This is a genomic window from Streptococcus sp. 27098_8_76, assembly GCF_041432315.1.
Classification (GTDB): domain Bacteria; phylum Bacillota; class Bacilli; order Lactobacillales; family Streptococcaceae; genus Streptococcus.
In genome coordinates, this window is the sequence record NZ_JAPVZI010000007.1 from 109,812 (window position 1) to 132,906 (window position 23,095).

Annotated in this window: 17 protein-coding genes and 1 pseudogene; 4 read left to right on the top strand and 14 right to left on the bottom strand. The window is 39.9% G+C overall.

Annotated elements, in window-relative coordinates; translation table 11 throughout:
* Positions 1-63: 63 nt before the first annotated feature.
* Together O3636_RS06600 and O3636_RS06605 are read right to left on the bottom strand one after the other, a co-directional pair.
* Positions 64-873 carry a Cof-type HAD-IIB family hydrolase gene (locus O3636_RS06600; protein WP_371642315.1) on the bottom strand — a complete coding sequence of 270 codons (810 nt, stop codon included), beginning with the start codon at positions 871-873 and terminating at the stop codon, positions 64-66.
* Between the two features lie 199 nt (positions 874-1,072).
* A complete protein-coding gene (locus O3636_RS06605) occupies positions 1,073-1,360 on the bottom strand; it encodes a DUF3270 domain-containing protein (RefSeq protein ID WP_371642316.1) in 288 nt (95 codons plus the stop codon).
* A 447-nt stretch (positions 1,361-1,807) separates the two neighbouring features.
* Between O3636_RS06605 and metK the strand changes: the two genes are divergently transcribed.
* From metK to O3636_RS06620, 3 genes and pseudogenes are all read left to right on the top strand, one after another.
* A complete protein-coding gene (metK, locus tag O3636_RS06610; protein WP_060805501.1) occupies positions 1,808-2,998 on the top strand; it encodes a methionine adenosyltransferase in 1,191 nt (396 codons plus the stop codon).
* A 461-nt stretch (positions 2,999-3,459) separates the two neighbouring features.
* Positions 3,460-4,530 (top strand): tyrosine recombinase XerS, encoded by a 1,071-nt coding sequence (xerS, locus tag O3636_RS06615; RefSeq protein ID WP_261012235.1) that lies wholly within the window; start codon positions 3,460-3,462, stop codon positions 4,528-4,530.
* Between the two features lie 262 nt (positions 4,531-4,792).
* Positions 4,793-4,952 (top strand): annotated as a pseudogene (locus O3636_RS06620) (integrase); the annotation flags it as partial.
* A gap of 137 nt (positions 4,953-5,089) precedes the next feature.
* Here O3636_RS06620 and eno read toward each other — a convergent pair.
* The gene (gene eno / locus O3636_RS06625; RefSeq protein ID WP_000022821.1) at positions 5,090-6,394 is read right to left on the bottom strand and encodes a surface-displayed alpha-enolase; all 1,305 of its coding nucleotides are present in this window, start codon (positions 6,392-6,394) and stop codon (positions 5,090-5,092) included.
* 163 nt (positions 6,395-6,557) lie between these two features.
* Here eno and O3636_RS06630 point away from each other — a divergent pair, with 163 nt between their 5' ends.
* The gene (locus O3636_RS06630; RefSeq protein ID WP_261012232.1) at positions 6,558-7,004 is read left to right on the top strand and encodes a DUF1694 domain-containing protein; all 447 of its coding nucleotides are present in this window, start codon (positions 6,558-6,560) and stop codon (positions 7,002-7,004) included.
* On the opposite strand, the gene O3636_RS06635 is transcribed toward O3636_RS06630, so the two are convergent.
* The 11 genes from O3636_RS06635 to O3636_RS06685 form a co-directional block, all read right to left on the bottom strand.
* Positions 7,001-8,116 carry a glycerate kinase gene (locus O3636_RS06635; RefSeq protein WP_261028020.1) on the bottom strand — a complete coding sequence of 372 codons (1,116 nt, stop codon included), beginning with the start codon at positions 8,114-8,116 and terminating at the stop codon, positions 7,001-7,003. The two genes, O3636_RS06630 and O3636_RS06635, sit on opposite strands and share 4 nt — an antisense overlap.
* Positions 8,117-8,124: 8 nt before the next feature.
* Positions 8,125-8,769, bottom strand: a complete 645-nt coding sequence (gene serB / locus O3636_RS06640; RefSeq protein ID WP_261012228.1) for a phosphoserine phosphatase SerB — start codon at positions 8,767-8,769, stop codon at positions 8,125-8,127.
* A 58-nt stretch (positions 8,770-8,827) separates the two neighbouring features.
* Positions 8,828-10,261, bottom strand: a complete 1,434-nt coding sequence (glgA, locus tag O3636_RS06645; RefSeq protein WP_261012226.1) for a glycogen synthase GlgA — start codon at positions 10,259-10,261, stop codon at positions 8,828-8,830.
* The gene (gene glgD / locus O3636_RS06650; RefSeq protein WP_261012225.1) at positions 10,258-11,397 is read right to left on the bottom strand and encodes a glucose-1-phosphate adenylyltransferase subunit GlgD; all 1,140 of its coding nucleotides are present in this window, start codon (positions 11,395-11,397) and stop codon (positions 10,258-10,260) included. The genes glgA and glgD overlap by 4 nt, the downstream gene beginning before the upstream one ends.
* Positions 11,387-12,529: a glucose-1-phosphate adenylyltransferase gene (locus O3636_RS06655; RefSeq protein ID WP_000787251.1), complete on the bottom strand. Its 1,143-nt coding sequence runs from the start codon at positions 12,527-12,529 to the stop codon at positions 11,387-11,389. The genes glgD and O3636_RS06655 overlap by 11 nt, the downstream gene beginning before the upstream one ends.
* Positions 12,519-14,447 carry a 1,4-alpha-glucan branching protein GlgB gene (gene glgB / locus O3636_RS06660; protein WP_261012223.1) on the bottom strand — a complete coding sequence of 643 codons (1,929 nt, stop codon included), beginning with the start codon at positions 14,445-14,447 and terminating at the stop codon, positions 12,519-12,521. Before glgB ends, O3636_RS06655 begins: the two co-directional genes overlap by 11 nt.
* A gap of 275 nt (positions 14,448-14,722) precedes the next feature.
* Complete coding sequence (locus O3636_RS06665) at positions 14,723-16,147, bottom strand: NADP-dependent glyceraldehyde-3-phosphate dehydrogenase (protein WP_261012221.1); 1,425 nt, start codon at positions 16,145-16,147, stop codon at positions 14,723-14,725.
* Between the two features lie 379 nt (positions 16,148-16,526).
* Positions 16,527-18,806, bottom strand: a complete 2,280-nt coding sequence (gene pulA, locus O3636_RS06670; RefSeq protein WP_261012219.1) for a type I pullulanase — start codon at positions 18,804-18,806, stop codon at positions 16,527-16,529.
* Positions 18,807-18,922: 116 nt separating this feature from the next.
* Positions 18,923-20,881, bottom strand: a complete 1,959-nt coding sequence (gene ligA / locus O3636_RS06675; protein ID WP_261047647.1) for an NAD-dependent DNA ligase LigA — start codon at positions 20,879-20,881, stop codon at positions 18,923-18,925.
* A gap of 92 nt (positions 20,882-20,973) precedes the next feature.
* The gene (locus O3636_RS06680) at positions 20,974-22,152 is read right to left on the bottom strand and encodes an MFS transporter (protein WP_261047645.1); all 1,179 of its coding nucleotides are present in this window, start codon (positions 22,150-22,152) and stop codon (positions 20,974-20,976) included.
* A gap of 79 nt (positions 22,153-22,231) precedes the next feature.
* Positions 22,232-23,095 carry a MutR family transcriptional regulator gene (locus tag O3636_RS06685; protein ID WP_261047643.1) on the bottom strand — a complete coding sequence of 288 codons (864 nt, stop codon included), beginning with the start codon at positions 23,093-23,095 and terminating at the stop codon, positions 22,232-22,234.

Here is a 23,095-nt window from a genome sequence, read left to right on the forward strand (position 1 = left end):
GTTTCTAAAGTTTTAGGAATTCTTAAATATCAAAACCCAGTTGATATGAACTGGGCTTCTTAATTATAAAATATATTTCTCAATCGCACGCGCAACGCCGTCTTCTTCGTTGCTGGCTGTAACATCATCAGCTAGGGATTTGACATAATCGCTGGCATTTCCCATAGCAATGCCCAGCCCTGCAAACTGGAGCATTTCGATATCGTTATTGGCATCGCCCATGGCCATGATTTCTGAGGAATCAATCTTCAAAATATCTGCTAGTCGAGAAAGAGCAGTAGCCTTTGTCGTTCCAAGTGGCATGGCTTCATAAATGACAGGCTGTGAACGAACGCCACTGAATCCTTGGCAGAGTTCCCCAGCAAAACGCTCTTCAAAATCGTCAGTTTGATTCTCTGTTCCTAAAAACATCCCTTGGAACATCCGGTACTTACCACTAGTCGCTTCCTCAAGAGAAATTTCAGTCAGGTCTGAAAAGACTAGTTTAGCATCATTTTCAATGACTTGATTGGGCTTGCCACCGAGGACAAAATAATGTTCCTCATCAAAAAGAGTCAACTGAACATCACTTTTTTCAGCTAGGTCATAGAGGTATTCGATGTCAGATGGACTGAGTTCTTGCCAATCAACCAGACTCCAGTCACTTGTCTGGTGGGTTGAGCAACCGTTGTTAACAATCACATACTCATTCTGGAGATCCAGTCCCAGTTTTTTATAGTAGGGGAGGACGCCGAAAAGCGGGCGACCCGTACAAAGTACCAGTTTGATACCTTTTTCAATAGCTTGGTGAATAGCAGTAATGTGGGCTGGTGGGATTTCCTTGGCTTCATTGAGGAGAGTTCCGTCCATATCCAAGGCTAGTAGTTTAATCATAGGTCTTCCTTCTTTATCTTTTGGTATTATTATAGCATATATTAGAAAAGGTTACACGTTATTCAATTAAGCAAATAATTATATTTAGCAAGCTGGTCAAAAAAACAGAGGATTTAAGATGAATAACACATTTTTCATCTTAAATCCTCTGTTTTCCTTAATTTTTTACAAGTCAACTTGATTAGACGTGGGGTATGATTTATCTTCTAAATTTTCGTTTGATAATAGAGCGTTGAACTTTTAAAACAAGTAAGCTGGATCCGATTGCTGCGACAAATGCAAGAGCAGTTGATAATTTTAATGCTAAAAAGATAAAACTAAAGATAGCAATACAGATACAAAAAACAGCAATATTAACAAAAAATAGGATTTCCTTGAGATTGGCATCAGATTGTGCTTCAGGTGTATAATCTTGATAGCGAGGAATCTGATGATTTAATTCTTCTTGATAGTCTACCTCATAGGATTGTAATTTTCTTACAGGCATTATTCTCTCCTTAACTGTACATACCTATTCTATCATTTTTTTATCGGATAATTATTACAGTAAGGTTACAAAAAGAATAAAGTCCCTTTTCATTTTCAAACCATTGTTCAGGACACGATAGTTTGAAAATAATAGTACGCATAATATTAAGGTTGTTAAACACCTATTGAAAATAGATTAGTAGAAATTGAAACAGTACATTAATACTCTTCAAAACAAGTTAGCATCAGCTTGTATTAGGTATATGTTACTAATTTAGTCAGTTTTATCTACAATCAAAAAGCTGTTCTTTGATTTTTATTGAGTATATAGACTGCAAATTGCGCTTAAAAATGGTATAATGGTAAAGTTATATAGTCCCGATAAGATGGTAGGTATTTATCACTAAGAGTTTTCCTACCAGTACTTTGTAACTCTATAACACTATTTTTAAGGGGGGACATTTTTATGTCAGAACGTAAATTATTCACGTCTGAATCTGTATCTGAGGGGCACCCTGATAAGATTGCAGACCAAATTTCAGATGCGATTTTGGATGCTATTTTAGCCAAGGATCCAGAGGCGCACGTTGCTGCGGAGACAGCTGTATATACTGGTTCCGTCCACGTTTTTGGTGAAATTTCTACAAATGCCTATGTGGATATTAATCGTGTGGTTCGTGATACCATTGCAGAGATTGGCTACACCAATACAGAGTATGGATTTTCTGCTGAGACGGTGGGAGTCCATCCGTCACTTGTTGAGCAGTCACCGGATATCGCCCAAGGTGTTAACGAAGCCTTGGAGGTCCGTGGAAATGCTGATCAAGATCCGCTTGACTTGATTGGTGCTGGTGACCAAGGGCTCATGTTTGGATTTGCAGTGGATGAAACAGAAGAGCTCATGCCTTTGCCAATTTCACTCAGTCATAAATTGGTTCGTCGTCTGGCAGAACTTCGTAAGACTGGTGAAATAAGATATCTTCGCCCAGATGCTAAATCACAAGTTACGGTTGAGTACGATGAAAATGACCGTCCAGTACGTGTGGACACAGTTGTTATTTCAACTCAGCACGATCCAGAAGTCAGCAACGAACAAATTCACAATGATGTCATTAATAAGGTTATCAAAGAGGTTATTCCAGCCTCTTACTTGGATGCGCAAACAAAATTCTTCATCAATCCTACTGGTCGTTTTGTAATCGGTGGACCTCAAGGGGACTCAGGTTTGACTGGTCGTAAGATTATCGTAGATACTTATGGTGGCTACTCTCGTCACGGTGGTGGTGCTTTCTCTGGTAAAGATGCGACTAAGGTGGACCGTTCTGCGTCATATGCAGCTCGCTATATTGCAAAGAATATTGTTGCAGCAGGTCTGGCTAAGAAGGCAGAAGTGCAATTGGCTTATGCTATCGGTGTTGCCCAGCCTGTTTCTGTCCGTATCGATACCTTTGGTACAGGAAGAGTAGCTGAAAGCAAGCTTGAAAAAGCAACTCGTCAAATCTTTGACCTTCGTCCTGCAGGGATTATCCAAATGCTGGACCTTAAGCGTCCAATTTACCGTCAAACAGCGGCTTATGGTCACATGGGACGTACAGATATTGACCTTCCATGGGAACGCTTGGACAAGGTAGATGCTTTGAAAGAAGCAGTCAAATAAAATCTTGAGAGGGGGACTTCCCCTCTTTTTTACTGATAAAACATTTCACATACAAATATAAGACTACTATAATTAAGTTAGAAATGATAAAGCTAGAAAGAAGTTTACTGCATAAAATCTGTACAGTAAGATTAAAATCATGAAAAAGAAAACAATAGCAATTATACAATGTATTTTGTATCTCATAGCTTCTTATATAGCTCTTCAGTTGTGTAGTATTAACAGAAGTTTAGTGGGTGAATTCTTTTTCATTCTGGTTTAGTATTTGGAAACTAGAAAAAGCACTAGATAATGATTCACAATAATAACTCCAAAGACTTAGATCTGTTTTGTTTGCAGGTCTAAGTCTTTTTATCACTTTAAAAAAACTGCTATATCATCTTTCCGAAAAACTATAATTTTCTTGAAAAACAAATAAGTCTATGCTATACTACTTGTAGACTTATTTATGGAGAAAATACATGAAACGTGAGATTTTACTGGAACGAATCGACAAACTAAAACAAATCATGCCCTGGTATGTTCTTGAATATTACCAATCTAAGCTTGCTGTTCCTTACAGTTTTACAACCTTGTACGAATACCTCAAGGAATATGATCGATTTTTCAGCTGGGTTTTAGAGTCTGGTATCTCAAATGCCGATAAAATATCTGATATTTCTTTATCTGTCTTGGAAAATATGTCTAAGAAAGACATGGAATCCTTTATCCTTTACCTACGTGAACGTCCTTTACTGAATGCTAATACAACCAAGCAAGGTGTTTCACAGACAACTATCAATCGGACCTTGTCAGCACTTTCTAGTCTTTACAAGTATCTGACCGAGGAAGTTGAAAACGATCAGGGAGAACCTTATTTCTATCGAAATGTAATGAAGAAAGTTTCAACCAAGAAAAAGAAAGAGACACTTGCTGCCAGAGCTGAAAATATCAAGCAAAAACTCTTTCTTGGTGATGAAACAGAAGGTTTTCTTACTTATATTGACCAAGAGTACCCACAACAGCTCTCTAATCGAGCTCTCTCATCATTCAACAAAAATAAAGAACGTGATTTGGCCATTATTGCCCTTCTCTTGGCATCGGGTGTTCGCTTATCTGAAGCTGTTAATCTGGATCTAAGAGATCTCAATCTTAAAATGATGGTTATCGATGTCACTCGAAAAGGTGGCAAACGTGATTCGGTAAATGTCGCTGCCTTTGCTAAGCCTTATCTAGAAAATTATCTGGCCATTCGTAATCAACGCTATAAGACTGAAAAGACGGACATTGCACTCTTTCTAACTCTCTATCGAGGTGTTCCTAATCGTATCGATGCTTCCAGCGTTGAGAAAATGGTTGCTAAGTACTCTGAGGACTTCAAAGTCCGTGTAACCCCCCACAAACTACGACATACCCTAGCAACTAGGCTCTATGATGCTACTAAATCGCAAGTTTTGGTTAGTCACCAGCTAGGTCACGCCAGTACACAAGTCACTGACCTCTATACCCATATCGTAAATGATGAACAAAGGAATGCCTTGGATAGTTTATAAATTACATAAATTAAATTATGTGATACATTAGAAAGGGATTCAATAAACTATTCATCTTATTTGATCATATCAAATACAATTGCTAACAGAGTAAACGGCTTTAAAGAATATGAAATAAAATTTATGTGGCCACTAGCTTGCCTTTCTTTGTAACATCCTGGATATGCAAATCACTTATAATTGGTATTCATCTCAAAATAAGAGGATTCCACAAAAATAAATCAAATTGAGCACCTATAAAAGCATGCTGCCTGCGATGACCAATATTTTATCAGAAAATAAAATTCCGCTAAAAACAATCATGGATAGGGTTGGATATTCTGATTCTGATGTTACTAATTCCATCTACCACCCACGTCACAAAGAACATGAAAGATGAAGCAATCAATGTACTGGATAAAGTTATGAAAAAGATTTTTTAAAAAGTTTTGCCCCTTTTTTGCCCCCTAAATACAAAAATAGCCCTTCGGATAAAATCCGAGGGGCTAGAAACGTTGTTAAATCAACGGCCGAACTTTTGAATTTCAAGGTTCGGGATAAAATAGTTCACTGAACTATTTTATTTCTTAAGGTTGTAGAATGATTTCAATCCACGGTATTCTGCTACTTCACCAAGTTGGTCTTCGATGCGAAGCAATTGGTTGTATTTAGCGATACGGTCTGTACGTGAAAGTGAACCTGTTTTGATTTGTCCTGCGTTAGTTGCAACTGCGATGTCAGCGATTGTTGAATCTTCAGTTTCACCTGAACGGTGTGATACAACGGCAGTGTAACCAGCTTCTTTCGCCATTTCGATAGCGTCGAATGTTTCAGTAAGAGTACCGATTTGGTTAACTTTGATAAGGATTGAGTTAGCAGCACCTTCTGCAATACCTTTTTCAAGGTAAGAAGTGTTTGTTACGAAGAAGTCGTCACCAACCAATTGAACTTTACCACCAAGACGTTCAGTAAGAGCTTTCCAACCGTCCCAGTCATTTTCATCCATACCATCTTCGATAGTGATGATTGGGTATTTGTTTACCAATTCTTCAAGGTAGTCGATTTGTTCTGCAGCAGTACGTACAGCTGCTCCTTCACCTTCGAATTTAGTGTAGTCGTAAACTTTACGTTCTTTATCGTAGAATTCTGATGAAGCACAGTCAAATCCGATAAATACGTCTTTACCAGGAACATATCCAGCAGCTTCGATAGCAGCAAGGATAGTTTCAACTCCGTCTTCAGTTCCTTCAAAACGAGGAGCAAATCCACCTTCGTCACCTACGGCTGTTTCCAAACCACGAGATTTAAGGATTTTCTTAAGAGCATGGAAGATTTCAGCACCCCAACGAAGAGCTTCTTTGAATGATGGCGCACCAGCAGGTACGATCATGAATTCTTGGAAAGCGATTGGAGCGTCAGAGTGAGAACCACCGTTGATGATGTTCATCATTGGAGTTGGAAGAACTTTAGTGTTGAATCCACCAAGGTAGCTGTAAAGTGGGATTTCAAGGTAGTCAGCAGCAGCACGAGCTACAGCGATAGACACACCAAGGATTGCGTTTGCACCCAATTTACCTTTGTTAGGAGTACCGTCAAGAGCGATCATAGCACGGTCGATAGCTTGTTGGTCACGTACATCGTAGCCGATGATAGCTTCAGCAATGATGTTGTTTACGTTGTCAACAGCTTTTTGTGTACCAAGACCACCGTAACGAGATTTGTCACCGTCGCGAAGTTCAACTGCTTCATGTTCACCAGTAGAAGCTCCTGATGGAACCATACCACGTCCGAAAGCACCTGATTCAGTGTAAACTTCTACTTCAAGTGTTGGGTTACCGCGTGAGTCTAGGACTTCGCGAGCGTAAACATCAGTAATAATTGACATTTTTTACTCTCCTTATGAGTTAAATTTTTTACACCTCTATAATACCTTAAAACCCCTCCTTTTTCAAGAAAAAACGTTATCTTTGTGCAAATTTTCCTTAACTTTATAAAGTAATCGCTTTCTTTTGTCTGTTTTATTCCAACTTTTATGATATACTGTTTTCATGACAGATTTATCAAAACAATTACTTGAAAAAGCTCATGGTGGGCCAAAATTAAATCCTGATGAGCAAAGACGCTATCTGGGTACTTTTGAGGAAAGAGTTCTTGGATATGCAGATATTGACACGGCAAATAGCTCTCAGTTAGAAAAAGGTTTTTTATCTATTTTAGAAAATCTTCAGGAAAAAGCAGAGCCACTATTTGTAAAGATTTCTCCAAATCTCGAATTTGACAAACAAGTTTTCTACTTAAAAGAAGCAAAAGAAACTGATAGTCAAGCTACAATAGTATCTGAGGACCATGCTTCTTCTCCTTTTGGACTGATTATCCATAGCAATGCACCAGTACAAGTAGAAGAAAAGGACCTTCGACTTGCTTTTGCAAAACTTTGGGAAGTTAAAAAGGAAGAACCAGCCAAAACATCCATATGGAAGAAATGGTTTGGCTAAATCTTGCGCATATTTAATAAGTGCCCGATATTGGCAGCCGTGTGCTCCAAATAGAGACTGGCATTTTTCAGACTATCTTCTAAAGGTTCACTTTTCTCCAAAATAGAAAAGGCAGCTTGGATATTCTCAAATGGAAGGGAAGGTAAATCTTCAGCAAGACTACCGCAAATAGCAATAACAGTAACTCCGACAGGAGTTCTTTTTGCTACGCCTATCGGCGCTTTCCCAGCAAAGCTTTGACTGTCCAGTCTACCTTCACCAACGATAACCAAGTCAGCATCTGCAACTTTCTTATCAAAATCAATCAAATCTAAACAGGTATCAATTCCAGACACGATATTTGCCAGAGTAAAGGCACACAAACCACCAGCAATGCCTCCACCAGCTCCTGCTCCTTTAAGTTCCAATGTTGCAGGGGAGACTTTTTCATAAAAATCTTGGATCGCTTGATCTACGGCCTCAAACATAGTAGTATCTAAACCTTTTTGTTTGCCAAAAGTATAAGTCGCACCTTGAGGACCACATAAGGGACTCACGACATCTGATAAAATACGAATTTGAACATCTTCTGGAATTTCATAGCGATTTTCTATTGAAACAGAAGCTAAGTTTGATAAGGACTGACCGCAAGCGGGCAAGACATTTCCATCCCTATTATAAAATCGATAACCTAAACCAGCAGCGATCCCAATTCCTCCGTCATTACTGGCCGTACCACCAACACCGATATAGATTTCTTTAATCCCTTTAACAATGAGATGGTGAATCAACTCTCCAATACCACAAGTTTGGATTTGAAGTGGATTTCGTTTCTCTAGCGGAATCTTTCCAAGGCCAACCAAATCAGCAACTTCGAACAGGGCTAGTTGTTCTTTTTGAAAATAGTGTATGGCTTCTTTTTGTCCAAAAGGGCCTGTCACTTGGATCCATTTTTCTTCTAGGTCAAGTGAATGTCGAATAGCATCTACTGTACCTTCGCCACCATCACCCACAGGGCAGAGGAGACATTCTACATCTGCTATCGATTGTTGGAAGCCTCTTTTAATAGATTCAGCTACCTCTTCAGCAGTCAAGCTTTCCTTAAATGAATCTGGTGCAATTACAATCTTCATATTTTCCCTCATTCTAAAAAGTCAATCAAAGGAAGAACTTCTAAAAAATCCCTCTTGTCAACATGATATGGTATTTCTTTTTTGAGTACCTCTTTGGCACAAAAAGCAATTCCCAGTCCTGCAGACTTTAGCATTAATAAATCATTAACCCCATCACCGATTGCAATCGTTCTTTCTTTAGAAAGTTTTAGTTCCTTTCTCCATTGTTCCAGAGTCTCTTTTTTAACCTCGGGACTAATAATTTGTCCAACTAATTTTCCTGTTAGATGATCGTCTTTAACTTCAAGTTGATTGGCAGAGAAATAGGCAATGTCGAGGGATTTTGCTAATCTCGCAACTATTGGTGTAAATCCACCGGACACCAGACCAACTAGGATGCCATTCTTTTGGAGAATGGAAATGAATTCCTGAGCATTTGGCGATAGATGAATAGAGTTGAAAACTGTATCAAAGACCGAAATAGGAAGACCTTCCAAGAAGGACACTCTGTCTCGTAAACTTCTTTCAAAATCTAGCTCTCCTCGCATTGCCTGACTTGTAAGCTGCGCAATTTCCTCCTCACAACCTGCCTCTCTACCCAACAAATCAATCACTTCTTCTAGGATTAAGGTTCCATCAACATCCATGACACACAAGCCTTTTACTTGAGACATCAGTTCTCCTCTCTAAATAGCCTAAAAATCGTATGAAGTCATCATACGATTTTATCTATTAGTTAACTAAGCTTTGGTACAAGTCTAGGTATGACTTGCAGGCTGTATCCCATGAGAAATCACACTCCATAGCTTGTTTTTGTAAGTTTCTCCAAACGTCAGGATGGTTTCTATACAAGTCCAATGCTGTTTGGAAAGTCCAATTTAACCAATAAGGAGATAGATTGTCAAAGCTAAAGCCAGTACCACTTCCTTCAATTGGATTGAAAGCGCGAACGGTATCTCTCAAGCCACCAACTTCATGGACCAATGGCAAGGTTCCATAACGCATAGCCATCATTTGAGACAAGCCACATGGCTCAAAACGACTTGGCATGAGGAAGAGGTCACAAGCAGCGTAGATTTCTTGAGCTAGTTTGACATCAAAAGTGATATTTGCTGATAGCTTGTCTGGGTAAATCTGAGCAAACCACGAGAAAGCCCCTTCAAAGGCTGGATCACCAGTTCCCAAAAGAACAATCTGAACATCATTTTGCAAGATATGTTGAAGACTTTCAACCACCACATCAAAACCTTTTTGACGTGTCAAACGAGAAACAATTCCCACCAGTGGAACGTCGGCTCTAACTGGCAAGCCAACTCTTTCTTGCAATTTTGCCTTGTTTTGGGCCTTCCCAGACAAATCTTCCTGATTAAAATGATAATCTAATAGAGCATCCGTCTGAGGATTATACAGGTCAGCATCAATCCCATTCACAATACCAGATACCTTACCAGACTCCATTCGAAGTATCTGATCCAAGTTACATCCGAACTGACTGGTCATAATTTCATGAGCATAACTAGGCGAAACGGTTGAAACACGGTCCGCATAGAGAATACCAGCCTTCATCCAGTTCAGACAGTTGTTCCAGCGAAGGGTACCATCAGCATAACGTTCAAAACCGACTCCAAACAAATCCCATAACATTCCTTCTGAAAATTGTCCTTGGAATTCCAAATTATGAATGGTTAAAACTGTTTTAATTCCCTCATAGGCTTGAATCCAACGGTATTTTTCCTTTAACAAGAAAGGAATCATAGCTGTATGGTAGTCATGAACATGGAGAAGGTCAGGAATAAAGTCAATCCTTTCCATAGCCTCAATGGCAGCCAGTTGGAAAAAGGCAAAGCGTTCTCCGTCGTCAAAATCACCGTAAACATGGCCACGGAAGAAATAATATTGGTTGTCAATAAAGTAGAAGGTTACACCGTTTAAGACGGTTTTCTTAATCCCACAGTACTGTCTGCGCCAACCAACACTAACCTCAAAATGAAGAACATCTTCAATCTGATTTCCAAATTTAGCCTCTACCATGTCATAGTAGGGTAAAATCACTGCAACTTCGTGCCCAGCTTTTACCAGTGATTTGGGAAGAGCGCCAATAACGTCTCCCAAACCACCTGTTTTTGAAAAGGGTGCACCCTCTGCTGCTACAAATAAAATTTTCATGAATGAATATCCTCTGTTACTTTGCTACCTTTCTTAACGACAACTGGATGTTCTGCAGTCCCTCGAATCACAACACCAGGCTCAACTTCAACACCCTTGTCCAAGATAGCATATTCGACCTGAGCTCCTTCTCCAATAACAACACGAGGGAAGAGCAGGCTATCTTTAACCAGGCTATCCTTATGGACATGAATATTACGTGATAGAACAGAATTAGCCACTTGACCTTCAATGATACTACCAGACGCAAACTGAGAAGTACTTACCTTAGATGTATTAGCATAATAAGTTGGTTCTTCGTTTTTGACCTTTGTATAAATCTTTTGGTTTGGTGAGAAGAGAGAGTAAAATTTTTGTGATTCAAGCATATCAATATTCGCTTGATAATAAGACTCTACAGAATGAATATTTGCTAGATAACCTGTGTATTCGTAGGCAAAAGCTCCTTCTTTTGCAGCCAAATCCCGTAAAACATAGCGCAATTTCTCTGGATGTTCTTTTTTAGCTTCTTTTTCCAAGCGTTCAATCAACCAAGGTGTATCAACGACAAAGATATCTGTGGACATGTTATAGATTTGATCTGGTAACTTGCTATCAAAGAGTTTATGAGAACGAACATGGTCTGTTTCATCCACTTCCAAGATTGCATTTACTTCTGAAATATCTTTCTTAGCTAGTTTTTTATAAACTACAGTGATAGGCCCTTTTGTTGTACTGTGTAGGTGGAAAACTTGGTTCAAATCAATGTTAATCAGAACATCACAGTTAAGGGCAACTGTTTGGTTTGAGCCAGAACGTTTCAAATAAGTAAGAAGCTGATGGTAGTATTCTTTTCCAACTGTACTACTTTCCACACGGGTATTGTAAATACCTAGATAATAGTGACTTAGAAGGGTTGACAAGCCCCACTCACGTCCTGAACGAATATGGTCAAAGACTGAGCTAATATTATCTTGTTGGAAAATACCAAAGATACTACGGACACCTGCATTAGCAAGACTGGAAAGTGGGAAGTCAATCAAGCGATATTTACCTCCAAAAGGCAAACTAGCTACTGGACGGTGGTCTGTCAGTGTTGACATATCATGAAAACCAACTGTGTTTCCTAAAATGGCAGAATATTTATCAATCTTCATCTGTTGCTACCCCCACTACTTCATCATATCCTACAACTTGTACTTCTTCTGTTCCATCAATTTCGACACCATCAGAAATAACTGCACCTTCACCAATAATGGCACGTTTGATTTTAGCTCCCTGACCAACAATCGCACCACTCATGATAACTGAATCAACAACTTCTGCCCCTTCGCGAACTTGTGCTCCTGTTGAAAGGATAGAATGCTTAACAGTTCCATCGACAAAACAGCCATCGACAACCAAAGAATCTTCCACGTGAGCATTGGCACCAAGGAAGTTTGGTGGTGAAATCAAGTTTCTTGAGTAAATTTTCCATTGACGGTTACGGCTATCCAAGGCATTTTCTGGAGAAATGTACTCCATATTCGCTTCCCAAAGTGACTCAATCGTACCAACGTCTTTCCAGTAGCCATTGAATTCATAGGCATAGACACTTTCACCTGACTCAAGGTAATTTGGAATGACATTCTTACCGAAGTCTGACATATCGACATTGCTCTTTTCAGCAGCAACAAGCATATTGCGAAGACGTTGCCAATCAAAGATATAAATCCCCATAGAAGCTTTAGTAGATTTAGGTTGAGCTGGTTTTTCTTCAAATTCAACAATACGATTGTTTGCATCTGTATTCATAATACCAAAACGGCTAGCTTCTTTCAGAGGAACATCAAGAACTGCGACTGTCAAGCTGGCATTATTATCCTTGTGAGACTGGAGCATATCATCATAGTCCATTTTGTAGATGTGGTCTCCAGAGAGAATCAAGACATACTCAGGATTGACACTGTCGATATAGTCGATATTTTGGTAAATAGCGTGACTAGTCCCTTCGAACCAACGATTTCCTTCACTTGCAGAATAAGGTTGAAGAATAGAGACACCAGAATTGATACCGTCTAGTCCCCAGCTTGAACCGTTCCCAATATGATTGTTGAGAGCAAGTGGCTGGTACTGGGTGATGACTCCAACATTGTGAATCCCTGAGTTGGCACAGTTTGAAAGAGCAAAGTCAATGATACGGTAGCGCCCACCAAATTGCACAGCTGGTTTTGCAATGCTTTGAGTGAGTTTACCGAGACGAGTTCCTTGCCCACCAGCAAGAATCAAAGCTAACATTTCATTCTTCATTTTCTACTCCTTTTTGGTTTTTACTTGTGACGGTTTTTGCAGATTTCAAGCGACGTTTGATTTTCCATACACTTGCTCCCATAGCAGGTAGGGTAAAGGTCAAGGTCTGCTCATAATCTTTCCATAGTCCTTCTTGCGTTTGAACAGTTTGATTATGTTCTTTCCAAACGCCTCCCCACTCTTCTAACTCAGTATTCCAGACTTCTTCATAAATACCTGCAACGGGTAGTCCGATTGTAAAATCTTTCCGTTCAACAGGTGCCATATTAAAGATACAGACTAACATATCATCCTTCTTACCCTTACGGATGAAGGAAAGAACACTCTGGTCTCGATTATCCGCATCAATAATTTCAATACCATCATAGCTAGTATCGATTTCCCACAGACAGCGATGGTCTTTGTAAAACTGGTTTAGCTGAGAAGTGAAATACTTCATCTTAGCATTCATAGGGTCTTCTAGATTAGACCATTCCAACTGTTCTTCAGATTTCCATTCCAAGAATTGACCGTATTCGCTACCCATGAAGAGCAATTTCTTACCAGGGTGACAAATTTGGTAAGTGTAGAGATTGCGTAATCCTGCAAATTGATTATAGCGATCGCCCCACATCTTATGCATCATACTCTTCTTACCGTGAACCACTTCATCGTGCGAGAATGGTAGGAGATAGTTTTCATTGAAAACATACATAAAGCTGAAAGTCACCAGGTTAAAGTCATATTTACGATAAATCGGATCTTCTTCGTAGAAACGGAGGATATCATTCATCCAACCCATATTCCACTTGTAGTCAAATCCTAGACCACCAAGCTCTTTCATTCCCGTAATCTTGGTTGCTGACGAACTTTCTTCTGCGATCATCATCACATCTGGATGAACTAGTTTAATCACATCATTCAAGCGTTGAAGGAAATAATAGCCCTCGTAGTTGAGATTCCCGCCATCTTTATTAGGCGTCCATGGTGCATCATCATAATCAAGATAGAGCATGTTGCTAACCGCATCCACGCGAATACCATCTAGATGGTAAAAGTCAATCCAAAACTTAATACTAGAAATCAAGAAAGACTGGACTTCATTCTTTCCAAGGTCAAAATTGAGTGCTCCCCAACCGTAGTTATGAGCCTTATTATGGTCTTGATATTCAAAAGTCGGTGTTCCATCATAATAGGCCAAGGCATCATCATTAATGGTAAAATGACCAGGTACCCAGTCTACAATAACGCCTATATTGTTTAAGTGACATTCCTCAACAAAATCTTGAAACTCTTCAGGGCGACCATAGGTATGCTCTAAAGCGAAGTACCCCATAAGCTGATAGCCCCAACTCAAACCTAGTGGGTGAGACATCAAGGGCATAAACTCAATGTGAGTATAGTTCATCTCAACCAAGTAAGGAATGAGTTCATCTTTCAATTGAGCAAAACTATAAGGTGTGCCATCAAGATTTCTCTTCCAAGATCCAGCATGGACCTCATAAATATTGACAGGACGCTCTTCAAAGCTCAAGCGTTTTCTACGAGCTAACCAAAGCCCATCCTTCCATTTCTTTTCTGGAATCTCTGTTAAAATAGCTCCAGTTCCCGGACGTGCCTCATACCGTACAGCCAAAGGATCAATCTTCATCAGCTGATGACCATTTGCACGTGTGATATGATACTTGTAAATTTGGCCTTCATGAGCAAGGCTGGTAAAGACTTCCCAGACACCAAATTCATTTCGTTCCATTGGAATTTGATTTTCTACCCAATTCGTGAAATCCCCCACCAAGTGGACAGCCTGAGCGTTGGGAGCCCACACACGAAATGTATAACCGTACTCTCCATTTAGTTCTTCCCTATGTGCTCCTAGATAATGCTGAAGGTGAAAATTTTCTCCTGTCATAAAGGTGCGCAAAGCTTCTCTTTTATCCATAATACCTCCCCTTTTTCTGTAAGCGTTTTCTATAGATTTATTATACTACCTTTTTAGGGAAGATTCAAGTAAATTACGGAATTTGCAAAAAAATCTTTTGAAAGTCTTCAACAAATTCACTGAGGTGTTCACTTGTAAATCAAGAAATTTTCAAACAGATTATGAAGACGAATTGTTTTTTTACAATACTATCATAAAGTTCGTCATTTTACCAATAAAATTGTTGTTTTAAAGTAAAAAAAGAAACCAGGAAAACAATTTCCTGATTTTACATTTTATTTCACATCAAAAACAATGGATTTGACATTTGTCATCGCTTCAATGCTATATTTAATTCCTTGAACACCAGCACCAGAACCTTTGACACCAAGGAATGGGAAATTATCTGGACCACGCTGGGTTTTATTATTAATATGGACTGTACCCACTTCAAGTTTTTCAGCGATTTCAAAGGCCTTTTTGAAATCATTTGTAAAGACTGAGGATTGAAGGCCGAATTCAGATTCGTTGGCAAAGGCAATTGCTTCTTCTACACTAGCCACACGAATAATTGGTAAAACAGGCCCAAATGGCTCTTCCCATGCTACTTTCATATCTTTTGTAACTTGGTCAAAAAGCACTGGCCAGAGAAGATTGCCTTCACGTTTGATTGGCGTAAGAGCCTGAGCCCCTTTTTCTTGTGCATCCTCAATCAAGCCCCAAATGAAGTCGGCTGAAGCATTGTCAATAACAGGTGTAATATCAGCATTGTCAAATGGATCACCAACTGTTAATTTAGCAACTTCTTCCTGAAGCAAAGTAGCTAATTGATCTGCTACACTCTCGAGAACAATGACACGTTTAATGGCCGTGCAACGTTGGCCTGAATAGCTAAAGGCTCCCGCAACGATTTGCTTGGCAGCGCGTTCCAAATCTGCATCTTCTAGTACAAGAGCTGCATCTTTTCCGCCAAGTTCCAACATGATAGGACGCATACCAGCTAAACGACCAATACGTTCTCCGATTGGAGTTGAACCTGTAAAGTTGATGAAGTTGACTTCTTTGTGCTCAATGATATAATCCCCAATTTCTGAACCACGTCCCGTAATGGTATTGAAAACACCTGCTGGAATCCCTGCTTCTTCAAAGGCTTTAGCCAACAAGAGACCAGAAATAGAACCTTGTGTTGGTGGCTTAAACATAACCACATTCCCCGCAATCAAGGCCGGAGCAATCTTAGATCCAGAAAGGTTAACTGGATAGTTAAATGGCGCGATAGCCAAGACAACTCCAACTGGCTCACGACGAACAACAGCCAGTTTGTTTTTACTTGCTGCTTCAAAACCGCCACCTTCCATTGCTTGTCCAGTGATACGGAGACCCTCTTCAGCAGCATAGCGAATCAAGTCTGCGGTACGCACTACTTCTCCAATGGCTGCTTTAATCCCTTTAGCAACCTCTTTGGCAAGGATAGCACCAATTTCTTCCTTATCACGTTCTAAAATAGCTGCTGTTTTATGCAAATAAGCCGCACGTTCAACTGCTGATAAAGCTCGCCATGCTGGCAGGGCTGCACGCGCAGCTTTCATAGCCTCATCTACTTCAGCCTGACTCATAGCTGGAACAGTCCCTAATTCTTCTTGATTAATTGGTGAATAAATCGTAATTTCTTTTTCAGATGATTTCCATTCTCCATTTACTAAATTCTGATATCTTGTCAAATTCTCGTCCTCCTGAAAATGATTAGATATATTTTACCAAATTTTCAGAAAATTACAACCCTTTTTACAATATTTTTGAGATTATTTTCACAAGCTTGATTTTTCAAACTATTTGAACACTCTTGTTAAGCAGTAATACTCAATGAAAATCAAAGGGCAAACTAGGAAGCTAGCCGTAGGTTGCTCAAAGCACTGCTTTGAGATTGCAGATAGAGCTGACGTGGTTTGAAGAGATTTTCGAAGAGTATAAGTACAAAAAGAAAAGGCTTAGATGAACTAAACCTTTTTCATGCTATGTTATTCTTCATTGAGTTTTATAATTTTTAGCAAGAAGATATCCTAGAAATTATACGACATAATTGAAAACTTTTGATTTTTTCTACAAGACTTTAAAGATGCTGGCACTAACGCCACCAACCATGTCTTTATCACTTAAATGGCTATTGGTCACCAATAGTTCTAAATTTTCAGCATTTTCAAACTGGAAGTCTTGCCCTTTAGTATTAAATACAACCAGTAAATGGTCTTCCCCTTGAATCTCATAGACAATCAAACCACTATGTTCATTTGCTGAATGAACAAAAACATGATGGTAAATTTCATCATAAGTAGGGTAAGAAAAGGCACCGGTTCCTGTCTTCAATCGAATCATCTGACGGATAAACTCAATACTATCTTGACGCTCATTAATCAAGTCCCAGTTCACTTGGTTCACACTGTCTGGAGCATTATAGCTATTCATAGCACGCTCTCTATCATCATGAGTCAACTCACCATTCTCACCTGTCGCAACCAGTTTGGTACGACCAAATTCTTGACCGATTTCCATAAAGGACATCCCTTGCATGAGTAGGTTCATAGCTGTGGCTGTCTCAACCTTGCGCATGATTTGTTCTGAACTTTGGTCTGGATGAAGAGTTGCCAATAAATCGTGGAGATTGTAATTGTCATGGGCTTCCACATAGTTAAGTACTTGATTTGGATGTGTATAGGTTCCTAATTCACGACTGCCTAGGATTGCTTTGGCAAGAATGGGCTCTGTCGCAGCACCGCTGACAAAACCTGATTTGATAGCACCATATACTTCTCCGCCTTTGACAGCATCGCGCTGATTGTCATTAAAGAAACCAATATTTGGCATTTCGTAGGCGTTGTCTTTCTTAGCCTTATCATAAGGGGCAAGACCTGTTCCCATGTCCCAACCTTCTCCATAGAGGATAATGTTGGGGTCGATTTCATCCAAGCTCTGACGAATCATCTGCATAGTCTTGACATCATGAATCCCCATTAAGTCAAAACGGAAGCCGTCAATATTGTATTCCTGAACCCAGTATAAGAGGGAATCAATCATATACTTGCGGAACATTTCGTGTTCACTGGCTGTTTCATTTCCAACACCCGTTCCATTCTGGAAGGTACCGTCTGGATTCATACGATAATAGTAATCAGGGACTGTTGTTTGGAAAGGTGCATCAACTACTGAGAAGGTATGATTATAGACCACATCCATAATGACACCAATACCCGCATCGTGGTAAGCTTGAACCATGGTCTTCAAATCGCGAATAACCTGAGCTGGATCATCTGGGTTTGTTGAAAAACTAGTTTCTGGCGCATTATAGTTTTGTGGATCATAACCCCAGTTGTAGGTTACATTTCCATCCTCATCGTATTCTTTATGACGGTCTGCAATTGGTTGCAACTGAACATAATTGTAGCCCAACTTCTTGATGTGATCAAAAGCAGTTGACTGGCCGTACTGGTTAACTGTTCCAGTTTGTGCAGCACCTAAGAACGTTCCTCGAAGATGTTCATCCACACCTGAGGTCGGTGATTTGGTCAAATCACGAATGTGCATTTCACAAATAACTGCCTTACATGGATTTGCCAAGCGCCAAGTAGCCTCTGAACCGTGCTTGACCTCGAAGTTTGCAACTTGCTTTTCTTCATGGCTCAGGATAGCTGAACGTTTGCCATCAGGACTGGTCGCGATGGTGTAGGGGTCGCGTGTCACTGTTTGGTGATGAGGGAATTGGACTTGATACTGATAAGCCTTACCAGTCAAATCTTCCTCAACATCCAAACTCCAGACACCGATTGTATTGTCCTTATGATTATAAGAGTAGCTATTTCCTCTCTCCATATCAAAAGTTTTCCAAACTGGTGCATCATTAGCAGCTGATTCATAAACAACTACCTGCACTTCTGTCGCTGTCGGAGCCCAGAGGACGAAATGTGCCTGATTATCCTCTACACAGCACCCCAATTCACCTTGGTAGCCCCAGTGGTGGTCGAAACTAGCACTATTGATAGCCTTATCAAAGGCAAAAGGATTTTGATTCTTATAGAAAGGACTGGCAATAGCAGGATTTTCAGAATAATAAATTCTGTCATCACCTTCCAAAATCCAGACCTCTGTTAAGAGGGGATAGTGATTAAAACGGATAGCATACTCTTTACTAGTTTGGCCGGTATGAACCACAAAATTCAAGCTTTCTAAGGGATGAGCACTTGGGTGTTCAAAACTAAATGAAGCACCAAAATAATCTTTTTTGTAGGTTAGCAAATCAATTCGCTGGTCCTGACTTTTTACAAAAGAGCAAGTGTCATATTCTCCATTCTTGCGGTGGTAATGAATACGCATAGGGTAATTATACATTTTTTATCTTTCCTTTTTACTTCTATTTTCTTTCTATTTCACTAATAATTTTTTGTCAATCTCGACTCAATTAACAAACATAGTTATATTATCTAAACTCTGGTTTTAAACGATCATTACAAACTTTCTAGCCAAGCTTCATCTCGAACTTCGATACCAAGTTCTTGTGCTTTTTGAAGCTTACTTCCAGCATCTGCTCCTGCAACGACGAGGTCGGTCTTTTTAGAAACGCTGCCTGTTACCTTAGCACCTAGACTTTCGAGTTTATTTTTAGCTTCTGAGCGCTTGAGTCGTTCCAATTTTCCAGTCAATACCACGGTCAAACCTGACAAGGCTGCATCTGCTACTACTGTCTGACCTTTATAGTCCAGATTGACCCCAGCTTCTTTCAACTCGTCTAAGAGAATCTTCGATCCTTCTGTCGCAAAATAAGTCTGAAGACTCTTGGCAATCACACCACCCAGACTTTCAATACTCGCCACTTCCTCTGGATCTGCCTGAGCCAGATTTTCGATTGAATGAAAATGTTGAAGTAACAACTGACTGGCCTTGCTTCCGACATGGCGAATACCTAGTCCAAACAAGAGTTTTTCAGCAGAGTTTTCCTTAGATGCTTGGATGGCCTGATACAGTTTAGAAGCAGACTTTTCCTTAACCCCCTCTAAAAGAAGAAAATCTTCCTCTTTCAAACGATAAATATCTGCCACGTCCTTAACCAGATTAGCAGCAAAGAGTTTCTCAACAATAGATGGACCAAGGCCTGTAATATTCATAGCATCACGAGAAGTGAAGTGAATCAAGCCTTCCATGATTTGAGCAGGGCAACGCGGATTGATACAACGCAGGGCCACTTCATCTTCAAAGTGCAGCAAGTCAGAGTTACAACTTGGACAGTGTGTAGGGATATCTAGTTTCTCTTCAGAAACCCGTTTGGACTCTACGACACGCAAAACGGCAGGGATGATGTCCCCAGCCTTATAGATGATAACCGTGTCGTCTTTACGGATATCTTTTTCAGCAATATAATCTACATTGTGCAGGGTCGCACGGCTAACAGTTGTTCCAGCTAGCTGAACAGGGGTCAGATTAGCAGTTGGAGTCACAACGCCCGTACGACCAACTGTCCAATCAACTGATAAGAGTTGAGATTCTTTTTCTTCAGCTGGGAACTTGTAGGCTACTGCCCACTTTGGAGCCTTAACAGTAAAGCCAAGTTCTTCTTGACCTGCTAGGTCATTGACCTTGATCACCACCCCATCGATATCATAAGGTAGATTCTCTCGTTCCTGTCCTACTTCTTGGATAAAATCCCAAATCTCATCCATATTTTCAGCCAGAATTCGTTTAGAATTGACTACAAAACCAAGTTGTTCTAAGTGCTTCAAAACCTTTTCTTGGCTGTCACGAGTTGAAGGGCTGGCTTCTTGATAAAGGAATGTCGCAAGGTTACGCTTGGCAACTACTGCTGTATCCAGCTGACGCAATGTTCCTGCTGCCGCATTACGAGGATTGGCAAATTCAGGCTCTCCATTTTCTTGGCGAACTTGGTTGACCTGGTCAAAGGAAGCGCGTGGCATGTAACATTCCCCACGAACTGTGATATCTAGCTCTTCTGGCAAAGTCAAAGGAATGTCCTTAACACGCTTGAGGTTTTCCGTGATGTTCTCCCCAACAGAACCATCTCCACGCGTTGCACCTGCAACTAAAATCCCCTTTTCATAAGTCAACGAGATAGACAAACCATCGATTTTCAGCTCACAAATATAGGTTGGATGAGCCACTTCCTTACGAACACGCGCATCAAAAGCATCAAGCTCCTCACGTGAAAAAGCATCCTGCAAACTATAAAGAGGATACTGATGACTGTATTTTTCAAAACCATCTAAAACCTTGCCACCAACACGATGGGTCGGACTGTCTGCTAATACTTGATCTGGATAGGTAGCCTCCAACTCAACCAACTCACGGTAAAGGCGGTCATACTCACTATCTGAAACCGAGGGATTATCGCTGGTATAGTACTCAGTCGCATAGCGATTGAGCAAGGCGACTAACTCATTCATTCTTTTATTCATAAAACTATTTTACCATAAAGTAAGCCCTCCTCACAAACGAGAAGGGCGGAAAAAACACTTAGATTGGAATTATTTTTGAAGTCCAAGAAAACTTATGTCTCTTTTTCAAAACGGGTTCGAACATATCCGAGAGCTAAGAAGGATAAGATGACAACTCCTAGTCCAATAATCAAGAAAGAATAAAGATGGACACTTGGAAGCAAGGTCATTAAACCTGTTGCTAGGGGCATAAAAAGTATAGCTAAGGTATAAATCGAACTGAGAACTCTTCCCAGATATTCACCATCAACCTTGGTTTGTACCTGTGTAAAGAAGTGAATATTGAACATCGTCATAAATAGTTCACAAATGAAATTCCCTGAAAAAGCAAGATAGGTGGGGAGGGTGAAACCCATTATCATCACTCCAAGTCCAGTCAGAGCCAATAAAAATAAAAGCATTTCCATACTGGCTTTAATCTTACTAGCTAACAGCGCCCCAACAATTGAACCGATAGCCCCCATAGTTAAAATAGTGGCATAGGCACCTTGAACTCCATAGAGCTGATTTGAAAAGGGAAGGAGGTAATTAAAAGCTGCAAAGAAAAAATTGACACTTGAAGCCATGACTAGTAAAAAGAAGATTTCCCTTTGCTTCACAATATAGTGAACTCCCTCCTTGATATCAGTACAAATAACTTTGAATGTAAGTTTCTTCTCCCCCAAAGTTTTCTCTTCTTTCTTTGGAAGCAGGGCTACCAAACCAAAAGCAAGAAAAAAACTAAGGGCATCTAATACCAAGGTAATGCGAAGACTTGCAAATTGTAAAACCAGAAAAGAAAGTACAGGGGAACTCACACTGACAACCTGCAAGACCAACTCCAAACGAGAATTGTAGAGGACCAGTTCATCCTTCTCTACCAATTCTGTGATAATGGCCTTATTTGCAGGTCTAGAAAAGGCAAAAGCAATAGCCTGCACAATATTAGCAACAATCAAAGCCCCAATCATCCAGCTGTCATTCCTTATGAAAGAAATAGCCAGGCAAAGAATCCCACAAACAAGGTCTGCCGCCATTAAAATCTTACGACGAGAAAAACGGTCTGAAATGACTCCACCAAAGGGATTGGCGAGAATGGATGTGACGAGCTCAGAAATCTGATACATTCCTAAAACTGTCTGTCCGATAGTCCCCATGGAAGCCAACCAGACACTATTTCCATAATCATAGAGCATATTCCCTATCTTGTTAACAGCTCCACGGCTAATCAACTGTACTGCATAGCGATTCATATAAAAACTCCTCTCAAATTTTGAAACTATTGTATCAAAACCGAAAGGAGCTTTTTCATTTTTCCCTTATTTGGGAAAATTAATCTTTGACAAATTTTTCGTAGTGTTCCTGATAGTAGGCTACTTGCTCAGGAAGACCTAACACATCAAAAATATGCATGGCCTCTTGCATTTGGCTACAACCTTCTTTACACTGTCCTTTTTGGTACAAGGCAAAGCCTTTTAGGTAATGTAAAATATTTCGTTCATACAGACTAATGTTTTTACCAATAATCTTCTCTGTATAAGCCTCGAAATAGCTAGCATTATCAAAAGCAAGATGCTCTAAACAATGCTGGTAACAATTGAGGGCCAAAATCAACACTAATCTCTTATGGCGACCAATCTCTTGGTAAAATTCCTCCCTCTCCATAACTTCTCTACCAATCCGAGTGACATAATCCACATCGTAGAAACTATAGAGGTTTCCAAAAAGAATCAACTCATACATGGTCCATTCTTCTGTTTTGAAGAGATAATCTGCTACCTTATCCAAATCATCCTTCTTCATCTCATAAGTCGCATCTCTTTGACAAATCAGACCTTGCAACAAAATCCAGTTCAGCTCAAAATAAAGGGGATTCGTCGAACTCTTAGCCTTTTCAAGTTGTTCCCTTTGAAGCTTTTGAAAACCTGCAATATCATTTGAGTAGTAAAGAGGTATAATTTGTGCCATCATAGAAACATGTTCATGATTATGGAAATCCCTAGCCTTATCCATGAAATTTTCGATTGTGACATGAATGTTATCCAAAATCTCAAAGAAACGTGAGACTGCTAGGTCAGACTCCCCAAGCTCAAAGCGAGATAACTGAGAGGTTGAACAGGACTCCCCTGCCGCCTCCTTTAAAGAATAATTGCCACTTGTCCGAAATTCACGAAATACTTTTCCAAGATGTTCCAT

Excerpts from the sequence above, each read along its gene's own strand:
- glgD (WP_261012225.1), bottom strand. The coding sequence starts at position 11,397 with ATGAAGATTGATAAATATTCTGCCATTTTAGGAAACACAGTTGGTTTT.
- metK (WP_060805501.1), top strand. The coding sequence starts at position 1,808 with ATGTCAGAACGTAAATTATTCACGTCTGAATCTGTATCTGAGGGGCAC.
- pulA (WP_261012219.1), bottom strand. The coding sequence starts at position 18,806 with ATGTATAATTACCCTATGCGTATTCATTACCACCGCAAGAATGGAGAA.
- O3636_RS06685 (WP_261047643.1), bottom strand. The coding sequence starts at position 23,095 with ATGGAACATCTTGGAAAAGTATTTCGTGAATTTCGGACAAGTGGCAAT.
- O3636_RS06680 (WP_261047645.1), bottom strand. The coding sequence starts at position 22,152 with ATGAATCGCTATGCAGTACAGTTGATTAGCCGTGGAGCTGTTAACAAG.
- eno (WP_000022821.1), bottom strand. The coding sequence starts at position 6,394 with ATGTCAATTATTACTGATGTTTACGCTCGCGAAGTCCTAGACTCACGC.
- glgB (WP_261012223.1), bottom strand. The coding sequence starts at position 14,447 with ATGGATAAAAGAGAAGCTTTGCGCACCTTTATGACAGGAGAAAATTTT.
- serB (WP_261012228.1), bottom strand. The coding sequence starts at position 8,769 with ATGTCTCAAGTAAAAGGCTTGTGTGTCATGGATGTTGATGGAACCTTA.
- xerS (WP_261012235.1), top strand. The coding sequence starts at position 3,460 with ATGAAACGTGAGATTTTACTGGAACGAATCGACAAACTAAAACAAATC.
- O3636_RS06635 (WP_261028020.1), bottom strand. The coding sequence starts at position 8,116 with ATGAAGATTGTAATTGCACCAGATTCATTTAAGGAAAGCTTGACTGCT.
- O3636_RS06605 (WP_371642316.1), bottom strand. The coding sequence starts at position 1,360 with ATGCCTGTAAGAAAATTACAATCCTATGAGGTAGACTATCAAGAAGAA.
- O3636_RS06655 (WP_000787251.1), bottom strand. The coding sequence starts at position 12,529 with ATGAAGAATGAAATGTTAGCTTTGATTCTTGCTGGTGGGCAAGGAACT.
- O3636_RS06630 (WP_261012232.1), top strand. The coding sequence starts at position 6,558 with ATGACAGATTTATCAAAACAATTACTTGAAAAAGCTCATGGTGGGCCA.
- glgA (WP_261012226.1), bottom strand. The coding sequence starts at position 10,261 with ATGAAAATTTTATTTGTAGCAGCAGAGGGTGCACCCTTTTCAAAAACA.
- ligA (WP_261047647.1), bottom strand. The coding sequence starts at position 20,881 with ATGAATAAAAGAATGAATGAGTTAGTCGCCTTGCTCAATCGCTATGCG.
- O3636_RS06600 (WP_371642315.1), bottom strand. The coding sequence starts at position 873 with ATGATTAAACTACTAGCCTTGGATATGGACGGAACTCTCCTCAATGAA.